The sequence below is a fragment of the Gilliamella sp. Choc4-2 genome (assembly GCF_001690355.1).
Taxonomy (GTDB): Bacteria; Pseudomonadota; Gammaproteobacteria; order Enterobacterales; family Orbaceae; genus Gilliamella; species Gilliamella apicola_A.
Map to the genome: position 1 here is coordinate 55,825 of NZ_LZHG01000030.1, position 24,135 is coordinate 79,959.

General features: G+C 35.2%; 24 protein-coding genes. 14 read left to right on the forward strand and 10 right to left on the reverse strand.

Annotated elements, in window-relative coordinates; translation table 11 throughout:
- Window positions 1-68: 68 nt before the first annotated feature.
- The 3 genes from ligA to A9G34_RS04270 all read left to right on the forward strand — a co-directional run bounded on the left by ligA (window position 69) and on the right by A9G34_RS04270 (window position 2,874).
- On the forward strand, window positions 69-2,099 hold the full coding sequence (gene ligA, locus A9G34_RS04260; RefSeq protein ID WP_442902682.1) for an NAD-dependent DNA ligase LigA: 2,031 nt from the start codon (window positions 69-71) through the stop codon (window positions 2,097-2,099).
- Window positions 2,100-2,161: 62 nt separating this feature from the next.
- On the forward strand, window positions 2,162-2,677 hold the full coding sequence (gene luxS, locus A9G34_RS04265) for an S-ribosylhomocysteine lyase (protein ID WP_065568974.1): 516 nt from the start codon (window positions 2,162-2,164) through the stop codon (window positions 2,675-2,677).
- 8 nt (window positions 2,678-2,685) lie between these two features.
- Window positions 2,686-2,874: a 2-hydroxymuconate tautomerase gene (locus tag A9G34_RS04270; RefSeq protein WP_065568975.1), complete on the forward strand. Its 189-nt coding sequence runs from the start codon at window positions 2,686-2,688 to the stop codon at window positions 2,872-2,874.
- Between the two features lie 142 nt (window positions 2,875-3,016).
- On the opposite strand, the gene ribA is transcribed toward A9G34_RS04270, so the two are convergent.
- Entirely contained in the window at window positions 3,017-3,625 is a 609-nt protein-coding gene (gene ribA, locus A9G34_RS04275) for a GTP cyclohydrolase II (protein ID WP_034946627.1), read from the reverse strand.
- Window positions 3,626-3,729: 104 nt separating this feature from the next.
- Between ribA and A9G34_RS04280 the strand changes: the two genes are divergently transcribed.
- From A9G34_RS04280 to A9G34_RS04305, 6 genes are all read left to right on the forward strand, one after another.
- Entirely contained in the window at window positions 3,730-4,449 is a 720-nt protein-coding gene (locus A9G34_RS04280; RefSeq protein WP_065568976.1) for a phosphatase PAP2 family protein, read from the forward strand.
- A gap of 142 nt (window positions 4,450-4,591) precedes the next feature.
- Window positions 4,592-4,897 carry a LapA family protein gene (locus A9G34_RS04285; RefSeq protein WP_034946630.1) on the forward strand — a complete coding sequence of 102 codons (306 nt, stop codon included), beginning with the start codon at window positions 4,592-4,594 and terminating at the stop codon, window positions 4,895-4,897.
- 11 nt (window positions 4,898-4,908) lie between these two features.
- Window positions 4,909-6,090, forward strand: coding sequence for a lipopolysaccharide assembly protein LapB (gene lapB / locus A9G34_RS04290; protein WP_065568977.1), 1,182 nt, complete (start codon window positions 4,909-4,911; stop codon window positions 6,088-6,090).
- Between the two features lie 3 nt (window positions 6,091-6,093).
- Window positions 6,094-6,876 (forward strand): YchF/TatD family DNA exonuclease, encoded by a 783-nt coding sequence (locus tag A9G34_RS04295; protein WP_034946636.1) that lies wholly within the window; start codon window positions 6,094-6,096, stop codon window positions 6,874-6,876.
- Window positions 6,869-7,978: a ribosomal protein uL16 3-hydroxylase gene (locus A9G34_RS04300; protein ID WP_065568978.1), complete on the forward strand. Its 1,110-nt coding sequence runs from the start codon at window positions 6,869-6,871 to the stop codon at window positions 7,976-7,978. Before A9G34_RS04295 ends, A9G34_RS04300 begins: the two co-directional genes overlap by 8 nt.
- A gap of 322 nt (window positions 7,979-8,300) precedes the next feature.
- Window positions 8,301-9,542, forward strand: a complete 1,242-nt coding sequence (locus A9G34_RS04305; protein ID WP_034946641.1) for an MFS transporter — start codon at window positions 8,301-8,303, stop codon at window positions 9,540-9,542.
- Window positions 9,543-9,669: 127 nt separating this feature from the next.
- Here the strand turns inward: A9G34_RS04305 and A9G34_RS04310 are convergent, their stop codons facing one another.
- The 3 genes from A9G34_RS04310 to A9G34_RS04320 form a co-directional block, all read right to left on the reverse strand.
- Window positions 9,670-10,197, reverse strand: coding sequence for a hypothetical protein (locus A9G34_RS04310; protein WP_065568979.1), 528 nt, complete (start codon window positions 10,195-10,197; stop codon window positions 9,670-9,672).
- Between the two features lie 137 nt (window positions 10,198-10,334).
- Window positions 10,335-11,222 carry an SDR family oxidoreductase gene (locus A9G34_RS04315; protein WP_065568980.1) on the reverse strand — a complete coding sequence of 296 codons (888 nt, stop codon included), beginning with the start codon at window positions 11,220-11,222 and terminating at the stop codon, window positions 10,335-10,337.
- 425 nt (window positions 11,223-11,647) lie between these two features.
- A complete protein-coding gene (locus tag A9G34_RS04320) occupies window positions 11,648-12,112 on the reverse strand; it encodes a hypothetical protein (RefSeq protein ID WP_034946650.1) in 465 nt (154 codons plus the stop codon).
- A gap of 466 nt (window positions 12,113-12,578) precedes the next feature.
- Here A9G34_RS04320 and ilvG point away from each other — a divergent pair, with 466 nt between their 5' ends.
- The 5 genes from ilvG (at window position 12,579) to ilvA (ending at window position 19,104) form a co-directional block, all read left to right on the forward strand.
- A complete protein-coding gene (ilvG, locus tag A9G34_RS04325; RefSeq protein WP_065568981.1) occupies window positions 12,579-14,270 on the forward strand; it encodes an acetolactate synthase 2 catalytic subunit in 1,692 nt (563 codons plus the stop codon).
- Window positions 14,271-14,273: 3 nt separating this feature from the next.
- Window positions 14,274-14,504, forward strand: a complete 231-nt coding sequence (ilvM, locus tag A9G34_RS04330) for an acetolactate synthase 2 small subunit (protein ID WP_065568982.1) — start codon at window positions 14,274-14,276, stop codon at window positions 14,502-14,504.
- Between the two features lie 165 nt (window positions 14,505-14,669).
- Window positions 14,670-15,599: a branched-chain amino acid transaminase gene (locus A9G34_RS04335; RefSeq protein ID WP_034946655.1), complete on the forward strand. Its 930-nt coding sequence runs from the start codon at window positions 14,670-14,672 to the stop codon at window positions 15,597-15,599.
- Window positions 15,600-15,715: 116 nt separating this feature from the next.
- Window positions 15,716-17,566, forward strand: coding sequence for a dihydroxy-acid dehydratase (gene ilvD / locus A9G34_RS04340; protein WP_065568983.1), 1,851 nt, complete (start codon window positions 15,716-15,718; stop codon window positions 17,564-17,566).
- A 2-nt stretch (window positions 17,567-17,568) separates the two neighbouring features.
- Complete coding sequence (gene ilvA / locus A9G34_RS04345; protein WP_065568984.1) at window positions 17,569-19,104, forward strand: threonine ammonia-lyase, biosynthetic; 1,536 nt, start codon at window positions 17,569-17,571, stop codon at window positions 19,102-19,104.
- Between the two features lie 157 nt (window positions 19,105-19,261).
- Here the strand turns inward: ilvA and A9G34_RS04350 are convergent, their stop codons facing one another.
- The 6 genes from A9G34_RS04350 to A9G34_RS10725 all read right to left on the reverse strand — a co-directional run.
- A complete protein-coding gene (locus A9G34_RS04350) occupies window positions 19,262-20,182 on the reverse strand; it encodes an L-lactate dehydrogenase (RefSeq protein ID WP_065568985.1) in 921 nt (306 codons plus the stop codon).
- Between the two features lie 393 nt (window positions 20,183-20,575).
- Complete coding sequence (locus A9G34_RS04355) at window positions 20,576-21,808, reverse strand: hypothetical protein (RefSeq protein WP_065568986.1); 1,233 nt, start codon at window positions 21,806-21,808, stop codon at window positions 20,576-20,578.
- A complete protein-coding gene (locus tag A9G34_RS04360) occupies window positions 21,808-22,080 on the reverse strand; it encodes a PAAR domain-containing protein (protein WP_034946668.1) in 273 nt (90 codons plus the stop codon). The genes A9G34_RS04355 and A9G34_RS04360 overlap by 1 nt, the downstream gene beginning before the upstream one ends.
- Window positions 22,081-22,310: 230 nt before the next feature.
- Complete coding sequence (locus tag A9G34_RS04365; protein ID WP_065568987.1) at window positions 22,311-22,973, reverse strand: hypothetical protein; 663 nt, start codon at window positions 22,971-22,973, stop codon at window positions 22,311-22,313.
- Window positions 22,974-23,131: 158 nt separating this feature from the next.
- Window positions 23,132-23,794: a hypothetical protein gene (locus A9G34_RS04370; RefSeq protein ID WP_065568988.1), complete on the reverse strand. Its 663-nt coding sequence runs from the start codon at window positions 23,792-23,794 to the stop codon at window positions 23,132-23,134.
- A gap of 157 nt (window positions 23,795-23,951) precedes the next feature.
- The coding region (locus A9G34_RS10725; RefSeq protein WP_034948943.1) for a hypothetical protein at window positions 23,952-24,135 on the reverse strand (184 nt) is incomplete at its 5' end.

Below are 24,135 nucleotides of genomic sequence, written 5' to 3' on the forward strand. Positions count from 1 at the left end.
AATTTTAAGAGCCTATTATCATGTCACTATCAAATAAATCTGAAAACGCAACAAACAGTTTAATATCAATACAACAAACAACAAAAGAATTAACAACTTTACGTGATGTGATTAGGCATCATGAATATTGTTACTATGTGTTAGATGCACCAGAGATACCTGATGCCGAATACGATAAACTTATTAAACAACTTCAAACATTAGAACAATTATATCCAGAACTTATCACGCCAGATTCTCCAACCCAACGTGTTGGTGGTTCACCTTTATCACAATTTGCATCCATAAAACATGAACTGCCAATGCTTTCACTTGATAATGTTTTTGATGAACAAAGTTTTATTGCATTTAATAAACGTATAAAAGATCGTTTGCGCTTAAGTGAAAATGAATCTATCGAATATTGTTGTGAACTCAAATTAGATGGTTTAGCTGTCAGTTTACTATACGAAAAAGGTCATCTTGTCCGCGCAGCAACACGTGGAGATGGAACCACTGGTGAAGATATAACTACAAACGTTAGAACCATTAAAACCATACCCTTGGTATTAAAAGGCAAAAATATCCCCAATCGATTGGAAGTACGCGGTGAAGTATTTATGACACACAAAGGCTTTGCCAAGCTAAATGCCGATGCTGTAAAACGGAATGAAAAAATATTTGCTAATCCTCGTAATGCTGCTGCAGGTTCATTAAGACAATTAGATCCTAAAATAACCGCTAAAAGACCATTAACCTTTTTATGTTATGGCGTAGGAATCATAGAAGGAACTCCATTACCTGATACACACTATGCACGTTTAATGCAATTTAAAACTTGGGGTTTACCTATCAGTGACAAAGTACAACTACGTCAAGGTGCAAAAGCGGCGTTAGATTATTTCAAACAAATTGGTGAAGAACGCATGTCATTAGATTTTGATATCGATGGTGTGGTTATCAAAGTCAATAGTATTGCATTACAAAACGAACTTGGTTTTGTTGCTCGAGCTCCTCGTTGGGCAACCGCATTTAAATTCCCTGCTCAAGAAGAAGTCACACAATTAAAGAAAGTAGACTTTCAAGTTGGGCGCACAGGGGCAATCACACCTGTTGCAAGACTTGAGCCTGTCTCAGTAGCAGGGGTGATTGTCAGTAATGCAACTTTGCATAATAGTGATGAAATAGAAAGATTAGGTGTACGCGAAGGAGATTATGTATCAATTCGCCGGGCTGGCGATGTTATTCCAAAAATTGTTTCGGTACTATTAGATAAAAGACCTGCTGATACCAAAGCGATAATTTTTCCCACTCACTGCCCTATTTGTGATTCACTTGTTGTTAGAGATGAAGGTCAAGCTATTTCTCGATGTGCAGGTGGATTAATCTGTCCTGCGCAACGTAAAGAAGCATTAAAACATTTTATTTCTCGTCGAGCGATGAATGTTGACGGTATGGGCGATAAACTTATTGAACAATTAGTTGATAAATGTTACGTCAAAACCCCAGCCGATCTCTATAAACTTACAGTACCTATACTCTGCTCTTTAGACAAAGTAGGGGAAAAATCAGCTAATAACTTAATTAATGCGTTAAATACATCTAAAAACACAACATTAAGCCGTTTTATTTTCGCTCTTGGCATACCCAACGTAGGTGAAGTGACAGCCGAAAATCTCGTTAATCATTTTGGTAATTTACTCGCTATAGAAAATGCTACACTTGAACAATTACAATTGGTTAATGATATTGGCATAGTGATTGCCGAAAGTATTGTAGACTTTTTTCAAGAACCGCATAATCGTAATATAATTGAACAGCTAACAAGTGACGAAATTGGTATTCATTGGCAAAATGTTGATCCACAAGCACAAATGACTGGAGCCAATTCCCCTTTTTCCGGAAAAACCATTGTTCTAACAGGTACTTTATCGGTTTTAACTCGCGATGAAGCAAAAGAAAAATTAAAACAACTAGGCGCAAAAGTAACCGGTAGCGTATCGAAAAACACTGATTTAGTTATTGCTGGTAAAGCTGCAGGATCAAAATTAGATAAAGCTCAAGAGCTAGGTATCAAAGTTATTGATGAACAACAAATGTTAGATTTATTAGATAAATAAGTATATTTTGGAATTGTTAGATTATAAAAAATATCTAACAATCCAATCTTAAGGAGAAAATAATGCCATTATTAGATAGTTTTAAAGTTGATCATACCAAAATGAAAGCGCCCTTTGTACGAATTGCTAAAACCATAGTAACCCCAAAAGGCGATAATATAACGGTATTTGATTTACGTTTTACCATTCCAAACAAAGATCTGCTACCCGAAAAAGGAATCCATACCCTTGAACATCTTTTTGCTGGATTTATGAGAGAGCATCTCAATAGTGATAAAGTTGAAATTATTGATATTTCCCCAATGGGATGCCGTACTGGATTTTACATGTCTTTAATAGGCATGCCTGATGAATCATTGGTAATTGAAGCATGGCAAAAATCAATGAATGACGTTTTAAAAGTAAAATCACAAAAAGAAATCCCAGAGCTTAATGAATATCAATGTGGCACTTATAAAATGCATTCACTTGAAGAGGCAAAAGCAATTGCTAAAAAAATTATTCAAAGCAATATAAACGTATGTCAAAATAAAGATATTGCATTAACCGAAGATCAGCTTGCTCAAATAAAGTACTAGGAGTTTTTATGCCAAACGTTGTTATCGATTTTTTAGAAGGTCGCACAGTAGAACAAAAAAGAGAGATGGCAAAGCGTGTCACAGATGCCATTGTTGAAACATTAAATTGCAAACGTGAAGCAGTCCAAATCATTATGCATGAAATATCGCAAGATCAAATCGCCAATGGCGGCATATTACGTTGTGATAAAAAATAACCCAAAAGGTATTTATATATTGTTTTGATAAAAACAATGCCTTTTAATCTATCAAATAATGACTACATTTTTATTACATAACAACATTGCTATAACCTCAAAATACTTTATATATTTTGAGGTAAGCCTTAATAATCAATAATTATTCATGATTACAGTGGTGCAAATGAAGTAAATGCCCCATTTTGTTTACTTTGGTTTCCAAATAATGCTCATTATTTGGATTTTCACCAACTTCTAAAGGCACTCTCTCGGTAATTTGAATGCCAGCTTGCTCAAGAACTCTTATTTTTTCTGGATTATTAGTTAATAATCGTATTTGTGTCACGCCTAACAAAGTCAATATATCTGCACACAATGTAAAATCTCGCTCATCTGCAGCAAAACCCAATTGCTCATTTGCTTCAACAGTATCAAGCCCTTTATCTTGTAGTGCATAAGCTCTAATTTTATTGAGCAAACCAATATTACGTCCTTCTTGGCGATGATAAATTAGAATACCTTTCCCTTCTTTTGCAATTTGCTTTAATGCTGCTTCAAGTTGAAAACCACAATCACAACGTAAACTAAACAACGCATCTCCGGTTAAACACTCTGAATGAATTCTCGTAAGAATCGGAACAGGTTCTGTAATATCACCAAATATTAATGCAACATGATCTTTACTTGTTGCAATTTCTTCAAATCCAGCAATCGTAAAACATCCCCACGGTGTTGGTAATTTAGCTTGTGCAATATGTCTTAATTGCATTATTATCTCCGTATTAAATAAAAACATAGATGTGGTATCCTCTTAAAAATAGATAACCATCTATGCTAAAATAGACAGCACATAATGCTTAATTGAGTTTTAAAATGAGGTTAGTTATCAAAAAAACAATAGCAGTATTAGCTATTTTTTTAATTGTGCCACTTACTATTATAGTCATAAATTGGCATTGGCAGCCAAATAGTTTAAATATTACATCAGAATATTTTTTCTGGGTAACAGAAACAGCAAGTATTTACTGGGCTTTAATTACCTCGGTCTTTTTATTGATACTATTTTGCCTATTATTACCTAATAAATCCATAAAAAATATAATATCGTTAAGTTTGATTTTAGTAACTGCACTATTTATTGGACAAGTAATTAAATCCATGATAAAAAATCAAACAACTAAAGCAAGACCTTACGTATTGTGGATGGCAAAAGAATATAACATCAATGACAAGTTTTTTTACTCTCTACCGAAACCGGAAAGAAAAGTACTCATTGAAAAAACATTAAATGACTCACCAATAATTCCTAGCTGGCTCGCTAAACATTGGCAGGACGAAACGGGCTATTCATTCCCTTCTGGACATACGTTATTTGCAGCGACATTTGCTTTTTTAGCAATAACATTATTTGGTTTTAAACGTCATTATATTGTTGTATCAATTATCATTCTATGGACGGGGTTAATTGAAATAAGTCGCTTATTGCTTGGTATGCATAGACCAGAAGATTTAGCACTCGGCATTATAATAGCTTGGAGTATTTCATTAATCTGCTGTTTTTATGCCCGAAAATATCATATAGTAGAGAAATAACTTTAAGAAAAATGATTCAAAATTCAGCGAGAATTTTATTAAAGACCAGCTTTTAACACTGCTTTATAAAAATAAATGCAGAAATATATAAATAAACCATTAATAAAAAAGATGTTCAGATAAAAATAGAAAGGTCAACGTTATGAAATTAATTATATTGGTTCTATTGATAATTGCCATTTTTGCCATATCTATAGCACTAGGAGCAGCCAATGATCAGGTTGTAACATTTAATTATTTAGTCGCAAAATCAGAAGTACGCATATCTGTTTTACTCGGAATTTTATTTGGTTCTGGTTTCATTGTAGGTTGGTTTGTAACAGGTATATTTTTTCTCAAATCAAAATTACAACACTCATCGACTAAACGTAAATTGAATAAATTACAAAAAAAATATGATGAAGATTTAGCAAATCATCAAAAAACACAATTAACAAAAATCGATTAAGAAAAGAGATTATGTTTGAACTGTTATTTCTATTGCTTCCTATTGCCGCTGCATATGGCTGGTATATGGGTGACAGAAATGCAAAACAAAAATATTTAGCTCAATCGAATCGATTATCACGTGAATATGTCGATGGTCTTAATTTTCTTTTATCGAATCAAAAAGACAAAGCTGTCGATCTATTCTTAGACATGTTAAAAGAAGATGAAGGCACACTTGAAGCACATCTAACGTTAGGAAATTTATTTCGATCTCGGGGCGAGGTGGATAGAGCGATACGCATTCATCAAGCTTTGATGGAAAGTTCTTCATTAACCTTCGATCAGCGATTATTAGCTATTCAGCAATTAGGCAGAGACTATATGATAGCCGGCCTATACGATCGTGCTGAAGGCATGTTTTTACAATTAATTGATGAAGAAGACTTTCAACAACACGCCTTACAACAACTTATCACTATTTACCAATCAACTAGTGAATGGATAAGTGCCATCAATGCAGCAACAAAACTGGTTAAATTAGGCAATATTAAATATAAAACAGATATAGCTCAATTTTATTGTGAGTTAGCATCCTTAGCAATGGCAAATGAAGATTTAGACAAAGCTTATGTTTTTTTACAAAAATCAGCGTCTGCTGACTCCACATGTGCACGAACATCACTCATGTTGGGAAGAGTACTTATGGTACAAAATAAAACTGAACAAGCGATCGAATCATTTCAACAAATTTTACATCAGGACAAAGCATTCATTGGTGAAGCATTACCATTACTAAAAGATTGTTATCAACAGCTTGATAATCAATATGAATTTCAACAATTTTTACAACAATGTGTTGAACAAGACACTGGTAGTGTAGCTGAGCTCATGTTTGCAGATATTATTGAAAAACAAAAAGGGCTTGATGCGGCACAATATTACATGTATCGAGAACTCATTAAACATCCTAATTTAAAAGGATTTTATCGATTAATGGATTATCATGTAGCAGATGCAGAACAAGGTAAAGCAAGAGAAAGTTTATTACTTTTACGTAATATGGTAGGAGAACAAATAAAAGCGGTACCAAATTATCGCTGCCAAAAATGTGGATTCACAGTTAACTCTATTTATTGGTTATGTCCGGCTTGCCGTTCTTGGTCGACCATCAAACCTGTTCGTGATTTTGAACAACATTCAAATAAAGAGTAATATATGTTTTTAATTGATTCACACTGTCATTTAGATAGTTTAAACTTAAGTACAAGATCTATCGATAAAGTGTTACAAGATGCACTCAAAAATGATGTTAAACATTGTCTAAGCGTAGCAACAACCCTATCAGGTTATGAGTCAATGAGGCAACTGCTCACACCTTATCAAAAACAATGTTCTCTTTCTTGCGGTATTCATCCACTTAACCTTGACGATGAACAATACGATGCAAATCGTTTTGAAACTTTAGCAAGACAAGATAATGTCGTAGCACTTGGCGAAACGGGGCTTGATTATTATTACCAGCAAGACAATATAGAATTACAACAAACTATTTTTAAAGAGCACATACGCTTAGGTAGAAAATTAAGTAAACCCATTATTGTCCATACACGCAGCTCCAAACAAGATACCTTAAAAATACTAAAAGAAGAGCATGTCCACTCTGGTGTATTACACTGTTTCACCGAAGATATTGACACAGCTAAACAATTATTAGATATCGGTTTTTATATTTCTTTTTCTGGCATTATCACCTTTAAAAATGCTGAAGCTTTACGCGAAGTTGCAAAATATGTACCAATTGACCGAATTTTGGTTGAAACGGACTCACCTTATTTGGCACCCGTACCTTACCGAGGAAAAGAAAACCAACCAGCTTACGTACGGGAAGTTGCTAACTATTTATCTATTTTAAAAGGCGTAACGCTAGATATTATTGCTCAGCAAACAACCAATAACTTTTGTCAGTTATTTAATTTACAGGGGAAATTAAATGAGTAATAAATTAACCATAGACTGGGATAATTTTTTAAAAAATTACTGGCAAAAAAAACCGGTTATTTTACGTAATGCTTTTAAGCATTTTATTGACCCTATTACCCCCGACGAACTTGCTGGATTGGCAATGGAGGAAGAGATCGAAAGCCGGATCGTTACCAACAAAAATGGTAAATGGGATGCCAAATTTGGTCCTTTCACTGATTTTAGCCGTTTAGGTGAAGATCATTGGAGTTTATTAGTACAAGCTGTTGATCATTGGCACGAACAAGCAGCCACTTTACTAGAACCCTTTAAGTGCATACCCCAATGGCAATTTGAAGATTTAATGGTTTCTTATGCCACTAAAGGGGCTGGAGTTGGTCCTCATATTGATAATTATGATGTTTTTATTATCCAAGGTAAGGGATGCAGACGTTGGCAAGTTGGTGATCGAAACCCAAATTATAAGCAATTTAACGCTCATAAAGCGTTATTGCATGTTGAAAAATACCATCCCATCATTGATGAAGAAATCGTAGCGGGTGATATTTTATATATCCCAATTGGCTATCCACATAATGGTATATCGATTGGCGAATCATTAAGTTATTCGGTTGGTTTTAGAACGCAAACTTCACAAGAGCTACTAAGTGGTTTTGCAGACTACATTATTGATAACTTGCCTAATGGTATTTTTTATCAAGATCCAGATTTAAAATTACCTAAAGATCCTTATCAAATTCAGCCTTATGAATTAGCCAAATTGCAAGATCAAATCATTGACTTGGTCAAAACACCGAACCTATTTAATGATTGGTTTGGCAAACACATCACTTTACCAATGCATGAACTTAACATCGTTTCTGTTGACCCCCCATACGAATATGATGAATTTCAGTCAATGTTACAAACTGGCGCAAAATTGTGTCGAGTACCAAGCATTCGAATGTTTAAAATTGGTGAATCTGGCTATATTCATGGAGAAAAAATAAATTTACCTAAGCCAATGATTGATATTTTATGCGAAACTGAAATTTTGAGTTACGAACAATTACAAGATAAAAACGTACTAAACACTATGCTTAAACTTGTCAATAAAGGATATTGGTATTTTATTGATTAAAAATAGTATGTTATCTTCATAAAAGTTAACATATTTGGTTAACATCTGACTATAAAACAAACTTTTAGTACTCAATAAATAATTGAGATTTTTCGCTTTTGTAATGCCACAAATGAATAAAAATAGTTGCTCATAACGTGGGGATCTTTAACTACAAACAACCTTTTTATTTATAAAAAGGTTGTTTGGGTCTTTAAGTTGGATTTTTATAAGTTTTAAGTATATACTTGCCCCGCTTTAAATTAGCTACCGTCTAAACAAAGATTAAACATAAAAAACGCGTATTTTAAGCAACTATTTATTTAAATAACTAGAGGTACACATGAAAGCTGAAGCAAACTCATTCAAGCAAGTTAAAAATGAAAGCGAACAAACAACCCCATATCAAAAAAGAACGCTTTTTGCATCTACTGTCGGTTACGCATTAGATGGCATGGATATGATGATCTTAGGTGTTTGTTTTAGCCTAATTTCTACTACCTTTAATTTATCTAATACCGATTTGGGTACTTTAACATCCGTCACATTGCTTGGAGCTGTACTGGGTGGTATTTTATTTGGTATCCTTGCAGACAAATATGGTCGAGTTAGAGTCTTTTCATGGACCATTTTAATCTTTTCCCTATTTACTGGACTATGTGCTATTGCACCTAATTATGAAAGCTTCTTAATCTTTCGATTTTTAAGTGGGCTTGGACTTGGTGGCGAATTTGGTATCGGTATGACACTGGTTTCAGAAAGCTGGCCTAAAAACAAACGATCAAGAGCAACCTCCATCGTTGCATTAGGCTTTCAAGCTGGCATTATTCTTGCCACTTTAACAGTTAATTTTATTGGTGAATTTTATGGGTGGCGTTGGGCCTTTGCTGTAGGTGTGTTACCAGCACTATTTGTGGCGTGGACACGTAACGGACTGAAAGAACCAGAAATTTGGCAAAATTTAAAAGATCAAAACAAAAATAAAATTGCTATTAATAAACTGTTTAGTTCGCCAAAAACAACTGCGACAACAATCGGATTAACAATAGCGTGTGCAGTACAAAACTTCGGATTTTATGGGCTCATGGTTTGGATGCCAAATATGATAGCTTCCGAGCTAAAATTAGAATTTAAAAACACCATGTTTTGGACAATCTCAACAACAATTGGTATGTCCTTAGGTATCTTAATTTTTGGTTGGTTATGTGATAAATTTGGACGTCGACCTTCTTATATCGTATTCCTTTTAATCTCAACCATATCCATATGGTTTTATTTTCAACAAACCAATATGACAATATTAATCATATTTGGATCTGTTATTGGCTTTTTCGTCAATGGTATGATGGGCGGCTATGGAGCTTTGCTTGCTGAACATTATCCGACCGATGCACGTTCAAGTGCGGAAAATATTATTTTTAATACTGGTCGTGGTATTGCAGGTGTTTCACAAGTCCTAATTGCTTATCTCGCAACCATTTATTCTATTAGCTATGCTCTTGCATTACTTTCAGCAGCTTACCTACTTTCAGCGGCTGCTTTTGTCTTTTTAATTCCAGAAACCAAAGGTAAAGCTCTAGATTAATACAAAAAATTTCTACCTTATCAAATTGTAAATGAAAAACAGGACTTAACGCCCTGTTTTTCTATCTATTACTTTCCTTGATAATCATAACGTAAATTATTTATTAGCTTAGAAAGCAGATTAAGATTTATCGAGCTTCACAATCGCTCGGCTTTAAATTTAAAGTTAACACTTTCTCATCATTGATAAAATAGTTATAGTTGGAACCATCAGGAAAGGCCAATCTTATCCCTTTTACAATTATATCATTACCACAATAATAAGATTTTAAATTACTCAATAATGAATTTTTATTATTGTCTGATTGCAACGTATCATTATTTATATTTTTAACTACATATTTATAATTAATTGTATTATTTTCTTTTGATATATCAACTAACGTTGTATTTTGATCTGTATTCATTGGCAATTGTTGTTTAATACCTTTAATAATCATATCCTGAGCAACACCATAGTTACCCTCTTTTAGCTTATCTAACGCTTCTTGAGTTTCTAATTTTGCTTGTGCATATAAATCATTAGCTTTATTGCCCATATCTGATCCAGTTTGTTCAATTTTTTGTTGAAGATCCCCCATAGTCTTTCCAGAATTATCACAATTAACTAAAAAAACCCCCACAATTGCCAAAGAAATTACTTTTAAAGTTTTCATTATTCTGCCTTTGTTTATAATGAGTAAAAATAGTGTTGCTATTATAATTAATACATAATAGAACGTTGATTTAAAAAAAAACATTAATAAAAGCGCTTTAATAAACCCTTTTATTGAAAATATTAGTTATGATTTCATTAGTTAGTATGCTCACCACCTGTCACACCATAGGTTTCAGCCGTAGTGTAGCTCGACTCACTTGAGGCTAAATGCACATAAACACCAGCAAGTTCAACAGGCTGCCCTGCACGTTTTAAAGGCGTTTCTTTACCAAATTCAGGAATGGCGTCACTAGGTTGACCACCACAAATTTGTAATGGCGTCCAGACAGGACCAGGTGCGACAATGTTTGCTCTAATACCCTTACTCGCTATTTGTTTTGCTAGACCTTTTGTAAATGCAATAATGGCCGATTTAGTCGCTGCATAATCTAATAAACTTGCACCAGGTTGGAAAGCTTGAACAGATGAGGTCGTAATAATAGTCGATCCAGGTTTCAAATAACCTAACGCAGCTTTAGTTGTCCAAAATAGTGAAAATACATTAATTTCGAAAGTTTTCCTAATTTGCTCGGTAGTTAAGTCCATAATATCTGCAACAGAGGTTTGTTTGCCGGCAACTAAAGTCAGATTATCTAATCCCCCAAGTTTATTATGTGCTTCATCCACCATTTTTTTACAAAAAGCTTCATCACTCAAATCACCAGGAATCAAAACAGCTTTACGTCCTGCCTTCTCAATAATTTTAGCCACATCCTCAGCATCTTTTTGCTCATCAGGATGATAATTAATAGCGACATCAGCCCCTTCTTTTGCATAAGCAATCGCCGCTGCTCGACCAATACCTGAATCGCCACCAGTAACAAGCATCTTTTTACCTTCTAATCGCTGATGCCCTTGATAGCTTTTCTCGCCACAATCTGGTACTGGGTCCATTTCACATTGTAACCCTGGTGCAGCTTGTTTCTGTTTCGGAAATTTATCATGATAATATTTTGTAAGTGGATTACAGGTTTGTTTACTCATAATTTTCTCCTAAGTTAGGCATATATGTTTTAAACCCAATAAAACTTAAATAACATCAATTAATAGTAAAACCTTGTTGCTATATAACAATTAATCCTAAAAATATTTTGAATAAAGAGTGTCGAATAGTTGTGTAAAAAACCAAAACTTTAATCAAATATAAACTTGTGTAAATTCAATATAATTAAAGATTCAATAAGTAATTACGGTGGCTTTCCTTGATTGGCTTGGTGAGGTCAATAATTCATATAATACCAAACCATTGGTGTTGCATAATCTTGCACCGACAATAGTGTATCAAATAAACGTAGAGTTAGCCAGTTTATAACCAATTAGGGCACTAAAAATTATAAACTTATACTGTCATATTAAAGATGGTTAAATTCATAAAAAAGCAATCACATTACTATTTTTAGATTAAAAATCTACTTAGTCTTAGCTTGGCAATCCGATAATTTCAACTCAACAATAATGACTTCTTCATTATCAACATAATAATGATAATTCGCGCCATTAGGAAAAATATTTTTTAACGTCTTTATTTCAGGGGTATCTCGGCAATAATCTGAAAGTAAATTATTACGTATAGTTTCAAGTGTGCTAGGCAATAATAAAGCTTGAGTTGGTGTATTTTTAACCCTATATTGATAGTTAATCCTATTTTTTTCGGCAAAAATATCAAACAAGGTTGTCAATTCATCAATTTCTATTGGTAAGTTTTTTTTCACTGGATTAATAACAGAATATTGAGAAACATCAACATCATTATTGTGACTAGATGAATCGGATTTAATATTTTTTGAATTGCTTGATGTCGTTTTAGAAGAATTATCACAACCCACTAAAATACAAATCAATGTAAGTAAAGCTGTTACCTTCCACCTTTTCATATTTAGCCCTTTCAATATCTGATAGCTGGTTCTTTTAGCAGTGTTTATAAAATTAACCATTGATAGCTTTGAACTGCAATTGAACAACATTTATACATCAATATCTAACAAAATACCACTTAAAAATTATACTTTAATTGATTAAAATTGATATAAAACTTATGCAAAATTAAATTTTTTAAGTTACATTCAGTAAATTATTAGAAACACAATAAAAATGTTGCACTTTTTTTTAAAGCGAGTATTTTATTAGAACACTGTTTTAAAAATAATAAAAAATAGAACAAATTATTATGAATTTTCTACTCAACATCGCCCTCATTACTATTATCAGCGTGGTCATTATTCCTGCGCAGGGGCGTTTTTGAGTTAAAAAAGGTTAACACATAACCCAAAACCCCCGCCCCAAAAAAGCGGGGGTTTTTTTATAGCCAATACATAATTGAATAGAACAAGCGAGGAATAAATGTTAGGAACACAGTGGATAGTAAAAACCTTGAAAGAAAAAGGCATTACCACCGTTTTTGGGTATCCTGGTGGACAAATTATGCCTCTATATGATGCGCTTTATGATGGTGGAATTGAACATGTACTTTGTCGTCATGAACAAGGTGCGGCAATGGCCGCTATTGGTTACGCACGTGCCACAGGCAAAATAAGCGTATGCATTGCCACTTCTGGTCCAGGAGCAACCAACATCATTACAGGACTAGCAGATGCTTTAATCGATTCTGTTCCTATTATTGCCATAACAGGTCAAGTACCCAATAAACTAATTGGCACCGATGCCTTTCAAGAGGTCGACGTTTTAGGTTTATCGCTAGCCTGTACCAAACACAGCTACTTAATAGATAAACCACAAAACTTGCCCAATGCCTTAGAAGAGGCGTTTTATATAGCCAACTCAGGCAGACCAGGACCAATATTAATTGATATACCAAAAGACATACAATTAGCAGACTTAGATTACCAACAACATTTATCACCTTCTTTCTTAAAACCTCATTTTAACCAAAATTCACTTAAGTTCGATAAACAAATTTCTATCTCGCATGATGATATAACACTAGCCCAAAAGATGATGGCTCAAGCCCAAAAACCAATGCTATATATTGGTGGTGGTGTTGGGCTTTCAGGTGCGATTACCGAATTAAAGGATTTCATGGAATTAACGCAAATTCCGAGCGTTTCAACCTTAAAAGGTTTAGGTGTTGCAGATATTAATAACCCATATTACTTAGGATTAATCGGCATGCACGGCTCAAAAGCGGCTAACCTAGCAGTGCAGGAATGTGATTTATTAATTGCATTAGGTGTACGTTTTGATGACCGAGTAACAGGTAACCTTAATGAATTTGCACGCCATGCTAAAGTGATTCATATCGATATCGACCAAGCCGAAATTAATAAACTACGCCAAACCCATTTGGGACTACAAGGTGATATAAAACAAGTGCTTCCACAACTTCACCAAAAAGTATCGATTGAAGCATGGCACAAAAGGATAGACAAATTAAAATCTAGTCATCCAACGCGTTATGATCACCCTGGAGAAGCGATTTATGCTCCAGCATTATTAAAAACAATTTCAGAGCGTAAATCAGCAAACACCATTATCACAACAGATGTTGGACAACATCAAATGTGGACAGCCCAACACATGCATTTTAATCATCCACAAAACTTTATTACATCAAGTGGTCTTGGAACGATGGGATTTGGACTGCCTGCAGCTATTGGGGCTCAAATGGCAAGACCAAATGATTGTGTTATTTGCATATCCGGAGATGGCTCTTTCATGATGAATGTCCAAGAGCTCACCACAATTAAACGCAAACACCTACCGATAAAAATAATTTTAATTGATAACCAACGTTTGGGCATGGTTCGTCAATGGCAAGAATTATTTTTTAATGAAAGGTATAGCGAAACCAACTTATCAGATAACCCAGACTTTATCATGTTAGCCAAAGCGTTTGATATTCCGGGGCAAACTATCTACAAAAAATCAGAAATTGAAGAAGCACTAAATAATCTATTCAATTCATCGAGCGCATATCTCTTACATGTACGTATTGATGAATTAGAAAACGTTTGGCCATTAGTTCCCCCCGGTGCAGCTAATGAAAATATGCTAGATAAAAGTAGTAAGGAGTAAGCGATGAGTGAAACACCATATCAATTGACCATAAAAGCGGATAATAAATTAGGAACACTTGAACGTATCTTACGAGTTATTCGTCATCGTGGTGGACATATAAAAAAAATGCAAATGCACACAATTGATAATCATACATTCATTTTATCATTAACACTTGCAACAGAGAGATCGATATCAACATTACAAAATCAAGTTGCTAAATTAGTGGATGTGATATCAATTGAAGCATAATCATTTAACAGGCAATCATTATTTATAACAACTAGTTAAATTGGTGCTAATCAAAGTATTAGATGTTAAACAAACTTAAAACTATAGTACATATTTGACCGTTAATATTAAAGATATAGCGCAAATACAAGCTTAACAAAAAGTAAAATCAAAGAGGAATAAAAAATGGGTTCTACAGCAAAATCTGATTATATTTGGTTTAATGGCGAAATGGTTCCATGGGCTGATGCAAAAGTACATGTAATGTCACATGCGTTGCATTATGGTACATCCGTTTTCGAAGGCGTCCGCTGTTACAATACACATAAAGGTCCTGCTATTTTTCGCCACAAAGAACATGCACAAAGACTATTAAATTCAGCCAAAATTTATCGTTTTCCTGTTTCTTATTCTCTTGAAGAAATTATGGAAGCAACTCGCCAAACTATCAAAAAAAATAATTTAAAAAGTGCGTATATTCGCCCACTTGTTTTTGTAGGGGATGTCGGCATGGGAGTAAACCCGCCTGCTGGTTATCAAACCGATGTCATGATAGCTGCATTTCCATGGGGTGCCTATCTTGGTGAAGAAGCTTTAGATCAAGGTATTGATGCCATGGTTTCATCGTGGCATCGGGTTGCATCAAACACCATTCCCGCAGCAGCTAAAGCGGGCGGTAACTATTTGTCGTCATTATTAATCGGATCTGAAGCAAGAGCCAATGGCTTTCAAGAAGGTATTGCGTTAGATGTACATGGTCACCTATCAGAAGGTGCGGGCGAAAACCTATTTATCATAAAAGATGGCATTTTATATACCCCTGTTCTATCGTCTTCTGCGCTACCAGGTATTACCCGTGATGCAGTGCTAACACTAGCACGTGACATTGGCATAGAAGTACGCGAGCAAACATTATCACGCGAATCACTTTATCTAGCTGACGAAGTATTTATGACAGGCACTGCAGCTGAAATTACACCAGTACGTAGCGTTGACCGCATTCAAGTTGGCATTGGTCGTTGTGGTCCAATCACCAAACAAATCCAACAAACATTCTTCGGTTTATTTAACGGTAAAACTGAAGATAAATACGGATGGTTAGATCCAGTTAAATAAAAAGTTCCCAAACCTGCCGGCTAGCTCGGCAGAAAATGGGTTAAAAAATAATTTATTTAATAAAATTATGTACCAATAAATATCAGTCGCTTGCATAAAAAAATTGGGAGCAATAAATGCCTAAATATCGATCAGCCACTTCCATCGAAGGAAGGAATATGGCAGGAGCCCGCGCATTATGGCGTGCAACTGGCGTTAAAAATGAAGACTTTGGTAAACCTATCATAGCTGTGGTTAACTCATTTACTCAATTCGTACCAGGACATGTCCACCTAAAAGACATTGGACAGCTAGTCGCCAAACAAATTGAAGCATCGGGTGGTATAGCCAAAGAGTTCAATACAATCGCAGTTGATGATGGTATTGCCATGGGACATGGTGGAATGCTTTACTCACTTCCTTCAAGAGAACTCATTGCTGACTCTGTCGAGTATATGGTTAATGCACATTGTGCCGATGCCATGATCTGCATCTCAAACTGTGACAAAATCACCCCGGGTATGTTAATGGCATCGCTGCGTTTAAACATCCCAACTATTTTTGTCTCAGGTGGACCAATGGAAGCTGGCAAAACTAAACTATCTGACCAAATCATTAAATTAGACTTAGTTGACGCCATGATTCAAAGCGCTAACCCGAATGTAAGTGATGCTGATAGCAAAGCCATCGAAGAATCAGCCTGCCCAACATGTGGATCTTGCTCTGGCATGTTTACGGCTAACTCCATGAACTGCTTAACCGAAGCATTAGGGCTTTCATTACCAGGCAATGGCTCACTTATCGCCACTCACAAACAACGTGAACAACTCTTTTTAAATGCAGCTAAACGCATTGTTGAAATCACCAAACGTTATTATGAACATGATGATGCATCTTACCTACCACGATCTATTGCAACAAAAGCGGCATATGAAAATGCTATGTCGTTAGATATTGCTATGGGTGGCTCGACCAACACCGTATTACATTTGTTAGCCACTGCACAAGAAGGCGAAATCGACTTTACCATGTCAGATATCGATAGATTATCGCGTAAAGTTCCACATTTATGTAAAGTAGCACCAAGTACTGCGCAATATCATATGGAAGATGTTCACCGAGCTGGTGGCGTTGTGTCAATTATGTCTGAACTGGATAAAGCCGGACTACTAAATCGCAATGTACACAACGTTCTAGGACTAACATTACAAGAAACTTTCACCAAATACGACATAACTCAAACTACTGACGAAGCAGTAAAAAAAATGTATCGTAGTGGACCTGCAGGCATTCGCACCACTAAAGCTTTTTCACAAGATTGTTATTGGGATTCACTTGACGATGACCGTGTAAACGGTTGTATTCGTGATAAAGCTCACGCCTATAGTCAAGACGGTGGACTTGCAACACTCTATGGCAATGTTGCTCAAGATGGCGCAATTGTTAAGACTGCAGGCGTTGCCGCTGAAAATTTAATTTTCCGAGGGCCTGCAAAAGTATTTGAAAGCCAAGAAGATGCGGTTGATGGCATATTAGGCGGTAAAGTAGAAGCAGGCGATGTGGTTGTCATCATTTATGAAGGACCAAAAGGCGGACCGGGTATGCAAGAAATGCTCTACCCAACCAGTTATTTAAAATCCATGGGGCTAGGCAAAAAATGTGCACTCATTACTGACGGACGATTTTCTGGTGGTTCTTCTGGCTTATCGATCGGTCATATTTCTCCAGAAGCAGCAAATGGCGGCGTTATAGGTCTTGTTCGTGATGGCGATATTATTGATATTGATATCCCAAATCGTAAATTAGTACTAGATGTCCCAACTTCTGAACTTGAACGCCGACGAATTGCAGAACTAGAACGAGGTGAAAAAGCATTTACCCCTCATAATCGAGATCGTTACGTCTCTTTTGCGCTTAAAGCTTACGCCAGTTTAGCAACAAGCGCAGACAAAGGTGCCGTACGAGATAAAAGTAAATTAGGTGGCTAATTGTGAAACAAGAAAATACTCAACTTACCGGTGCAGATTATTTAAAAGCAACGCTTTGTAGCGCCGTATACGATGTGGCAGAAGTAACGCCACTTGAAAAAATGGAAAAAATATCGGCAAGAATACACAATCAAGTTTTTGTCAAACGCGAAGATCGCCAGCTCGTCCACAGCTTTAAAATTCGTGGTGCACAAGCCATGATAGCCAGCTTAAGTGAAGAAGAACGCAAATGCGGCGTTATTGCTGCATCAGCAGGTAACCATGCGCAAGGTGTGGCTTTTTCAGCAAGCAAATTAGGTATTAACTCCTTAATTGTTATGCCTCTTACCACAGCGGATATCAAAGTTGAAGCTGTAAAAAGTTTTGGGGGTGAAGTATTACTTTATGGCGCCAATTTTGACGAAGCCAAAGCCAAAGCAATGGAACTGGCTAAAGAACAAAATCGCATCTTCATTCCACCATTTGATCATCCACTAGTAATTGCTGGGCAAGGCAGTATTGCTATGGAACTATTACAACAAAATGCCAAACTAGACCGAATCTTTGTACCTGTTGGTGGTGGTGGGCTTGCCGCAGGCATTGCAGTATTAATCAAACAAATCATGCCATCAATCAAAGTTATTGCGGTTGAGCCTAAAGACTCAGCTTGCTTAAAAGCTGCATTAGAAGCAGGTCACCCTATTGATTTAGAGCGTGTCGGACTCTTTGCTGAAGGCGTTGCAGTCAAACGAATTGGCGATGAAACATTCAGACTTTGCCAACAATATATTGATGATATTATTACCGTGGATAGCGACGAAATTTGCGCAGCAGTGAAAGACTTATTTGACGATGTGCGTGCAATAGCTGAACCATCTGGCGCAGTAGCACTAGCAGGGCTAAAAAAATACGTAGAACAGCACAACATCAGTGGCGAAAGCCTTGCTCACATATTATCAGGAGCGAATTTAAACTTCCACAACTTACGCTATGTATCAGAACGTTGTGAATTAGGCGAAAAACGTGAAGTGTTATTAGCCGTCACCATCCCAGAAAAGAAAGGCAGTTTTTTAAATTTCTGCCAGCTATTAGGTGGGCGAGCTGTGACCGAATTTAACTACCGCTATCATGATGAAAAATCAGCTTGTATTTTTGTGGGTGTTAAAATCGCAAAAAGTAACGAAAAAGATGAAATCATGCAAGAACTCACTGCTGCAAATTACCCTGTTGTTGATCTTACTGAAGATGAAATGGCAAAACTTCACGTACGCTACATGATTGGTGGCAAGCCTTGCAAACCACTTCAAGAACAAGTATACAGTTTTGAGTTCCCTGAATCGCAAGGAGCACTACTAAAATTCTTACAAACGTTAGGCACTAATTGGAATATATCAATGTTCCACTATCGTAGCCACGGTACCGATTATGGTCGTGTACTTGCCGCGTTTGAAATAGCCGAATCAACCATTAACCTGTTTAACCAACACTTAACCGAATTAGGTTATGCGTTTCATAACGAAACGTATAACCCATCGCTTAAATTGTTTTTAACAAATTAAGGTTAAATAAAACAGTAAGATTGATTAATTTAGTTAAGTTTCGGGCGTATTAAATTTAAAGCTAAAAACAGCTACTGCAATCACGTCCGAAACCCTACCGCCCCCAAACACTCCTAGCGCCTTATAATAAAAGGTATTAGCATATTTTTACTATCCGTTATTTAATTTGATGAATATAACCTTTAATAATATTAATACTTTTTTCAAAAAGCTGTTTTTCGTTTTCGGTAAAGTCGAGTTCTATAATTTTTTTAATTCCATGTTGATCTAAAATTGCAGGAACACCAATAGCAACATCTTTATAACCATATTCACCATTTAAAATACAGCTTAAAGCCAAAGCTCGATGGCTATTAGTAAAAATATGCTGGCAGATTTCTGTAATGGTGCTGGCAATACCATATTCAGTACATTGTTTATAATTAACAATTTCAAAACCTTTATTTTTAGCTTTTAAACCAATATCATCAAAATCAATTTTGTTTTTGTCTAAACGATTAAGATTAATACCATAAACTGATGAATGAGACCAAACCGGAAATTGTGAATCACCATGTTCACCGACAATAAAAGCATCAATGCTTTGTGGACCAATATCCATTTTTTCGCCCAATAATCGACGCAAACGTACCGTATCAAGCCATACCCCTGTACCAATCACTCGGTGACGAGGTAAGCCAGATAGTTTCCAGACTTGATATGTAATGGCATCGCAAGGATTGGTTGCAATTAAAAATATCCCCTTAAAACCATTCTTCATCATATTAGGAACTATGCTATCAATGATTTTAGAGGTTCCAGCAAGTTCTTCTGCTCGACTTTTTTGAGCAATGCCTGAGGTAACAGTGATAATTGCGATATCAATATCAGCACAATCAGCTGATTCGCGTAAGCTAACTTTAACCATATTTTGTCGATAAGCTGCGGCATCTAATAAATCTTGCGCATGCCCATAAACCAAATCCTTATTGAGATCAACAAGGGCAATTTCTTCACAAATTCCCCGATTAACCAAAGTATAAGCCGTTGTTGAACCAACATTACCAACACCGATAATCATCACTTTACGAAGCTTCATATCAACCTCACTTAATAAGAATTAAAACATCAAAATTCGGAACGAATTAATTTCAAAGATTTTTATTTATATGCTTAAAATTCTAGATATTCAAGGTAAATATCCATTGATTGATATAAAATCCTGATTGTTAGGATAGAATCTTTATTGTAAATAGATATTAAGATAAGCGTGCTGCTGCCCAAGTGCTGATCACCGCATGATTCCACACGTTTGATTAATTGGCATTTGATGAACCATAAATATCGCACATCCTTGTCGTCATCACTTGATTTGGCTCCCTACCAAAATATTTTATGCCAATTAACTCACTTGACCACACTTAAGCAAGGATAATAACTTCAGCTGTTAATCCAAATTTTTTATTTGGATTGTGTAGTGATTTGTCTTGAGTTAGACATTTCCATTATCGCTACTGCTTGTAATATTATTCTGCAAATATGAAACTACTGAAGCTGCAACTTTTGGTTTTCCTATAACTATTAACTGATTATTTTTAGAATTAACAGCATTCTCAATAGCTAAAGACAAACCTAACCAATATGAACAAAGTCCCGCATAGCCAATGGCACTTTCAACATTCACCATATTTTGCGGCTTAAATTCAATTTGGTTAAAATGATTAACGATATCATTTTTTAACACTGAAGATACACCGTTATACCATACATCGCCATAAGTTGCTTTATTAGCGCTACCCCATAATAAAGCATTATCAATAGTTTGATTTAATGACGAAGTTTGTTCACTGCGGTGTACTTTTACTAATGAGGATTGATCATCCAACAAAGCTCCAATATCTGCCTTTTCACCCGCTAACAAAAGCCATGAAGCAAATTCACCTTGATTTTTCTCTGGAGAAAAAAACATATGCGCATTTATCACTAACAGTAAATCATTATCATGCTCTTTGTCATCTAACCATGATTCAATAAATGTCGATGAACGGCTTGGCGCTTCAATCACCAAACTAGTTGGATTAGAAACCAATTTTCCTAATGTGTTTGTCCATAACGTATTAATTTGCTCCTCAGAAATACCTGCATCTATAAATAATCGCACATGCAAATTTAAATTGGTTGGAACTTGATCCAATTTAGCTTTGATTTCTTTTTCCCAGTCTGTAAATATCAATTGTAAACGATCACTAAAATTTTCATTTTTTAAATCATCATTTATAGGTAAAGTGGTATGAGGCACAACAATACTACTTTTAGGATGTAGCTTCGATGTCATTAAAAATTTGTTATCAATGATATTTGCTGCATTGCCTAATTTACCGTATTGTGTAACGAGCAAATACCCTAAAACGGATAAACCTCTTTGCCCATCATTTATCATCTCCTCTTTGCGTTGTTCTCGATATAAATTCCATTCATTATTATAAGCTTTACAATAACTATGAGCATAAAAACGGTACAAAAAAAGCCCACCCCAAATAAGCACAGGAAAAACAAAAATCCCCGATAAAAATAGAGCATTTGGGATACGATAAAAAAAACTGGCTGCTACTGTAATGACAGCGCCAATAAATATGAACGCAACCAACAAAAACGCCCATAATCTTAAATTTAATTTTTTGGGTTCGGGCATTAGCTTTGGCAGTGAGGTTAAATCTATAGACATTAGCCTTTCCCTACTTCTGATATTGATGATATTAAAGAACAACCACAAGCACTTTTATGACCATCTAAAGCTACTTGTAGACCTTGATCGGTAATAGTTGATTCACCTTCAATGATTGGATTAACACCATGATATTTTACAGGACAACTAACTAAATCACCTACTCGAGCAACGGGTTTACCTAAAACCTTCATCGTTGACGATGCAGTAATAACCTTTCCACCATGATCTGTAGAATCCCCTAAACGAATTACCCCTTTTAACTTACTCATTTTTATTTCCTTTATAATTCTCTTACTTATAAAAATCTATTAATCTATTTTATACAAAATATCATATCGTACAAATCATCTCCTTATTAGCAAGATACAATATTAATATATTATCCTTTTGCTTGTTGTTGTAATTAACGTTTTAACCTATTAAAAGTAATTTAACCAACCAATATTGAACACACAAATCACTTTTAAAAAAATCGATAACCTAATGAATTAAAATAATTTTATAAAATATAACCGCCACTTTTAGCCCTTCTTAGCTTTAATTCACCATAATCATTAACATTATAATAATGAGTCCCTCTGGCAAGATCTTTACCTGTTACGACATCTTCAAGACCGTCAAAATTAGGATACAAGCTATAAATCTGTTTGCTTTTTATCCAGTTTGGCACATTTTCCATATGGTAACGGAATGACACCATTCTCATACCTTTAAGTTGATTATCAACCTCTGTAATCCTATCAACTACAACCCGACCAAAGCAGAAGTTAGTGCCCCCCCACCAATCTACGTATTTACGCCCTTCCTCTGTTAAATCGTAACGGTACAGGGGCTTATCGCCGTCATGACCAACCAGCTCTTCGGTAAATAATCCCTCTTTAGCATAAAGGGCTAATCGTTTATTTAATTTATGATTAACATAAATTGGGTCACGATAATGTAAATCTTTATGATAACCAGGCAGATATTTTATAGTATAAGGATACATATCCTCAGTTAAATCCCCCACTGCCAAACAAACTGATTTATTTCCTGTTGGGTTATTAATATCGTTTTCTCTTTGAATTCGCGTTTTATAATCGGTAAAATCGCACCCTGTCAGTAACGATAACATCAGTAAACTACTACCTAATATTAAGATTTTTTTGATTTGTGTTTTCATCAGTTATTACCTGTTAGTTAAAGTTTTTTAATCTCTTTTGTCACTGCTTCCGCTTATGGCTCGTATCAGCTGTATATTGGTATGACAGTAAGTATGGAAACACTTTTTTACCCCCGAAAATCTTAAACTTAACAGTAATCTAATGAATTAAAATAACTTTATAAAAAATAACTACCACTCTTCCCTGCTTTCAAGGTTAATTCACCGTAATCATTAACATTATAATAATGAGTCCCTCTGGCTAATTCTTTACCTGTTGCAGCTGCTTCAATATCGAAAAAATTAGGATACAAGCTATAAATATCCTTATTTTTTATCCAATTTGGCACATTTTCCATGTGGTAACTGAATGATACCATTCTCATACCCTTAAGTTGATTATCGACTTTGGTAATCTTGTCAACCACAACCCGACCAAAGCAGAAGTTAGTGCCCCCCCACCAATCTACGTATTTGCGACCTTCTTCCGTTAAATTATAACGGTACAGGGGCTTATCGCCGTCATGACCAACCAGCTCTTCAGTAAATAATCCCTCTTTAGCATAGAGGGATAGTTTTAAATTAAGCTCATTATTGGCGGCGATTTTATCCCATGCATCATCAGGATCAATTTCGCCTTCAATATATTGAATAGTATAAGGATACATATCTTCATAAACCTTACCGACCCTTAAACAAACTGATTTATTTCCTGTTGGGTTATTAATATCGTTTTCCCTTTGAATTCGCGTTTTATAATCGGTAAAATCGCACCCTGTCAGTAACGATAACATCAGTAAACTACTACCTAATATTAAGACTTTTTTGATTTGTGTTTTCATCAGTTATTACCTGTTAGTTAAAATTTGTTAATCGATTCTGTCACTGCTTCGGCTTATGGCTCGTATCAGCTGTATATTGGTATGACAGTAAGTATGGAAACACTTTTTTACCCCGCAAATCTTAAACTTAACAGTAATCTAATGAATTAAAACAATATTACAGAACATAAGCACCACTAAGCCCTATCTTTAAGCGCAACGTACCATCATAAGAAATACTATAGTAATGAGCACCACCTTCAATAATTTGTCCAGTTACACCTTCTTTGAGTCCACCATAACCTTTATATAAGCTATAAATATCCTTATTTTTTATCCAATTTGGCACATTTTCTAAATGG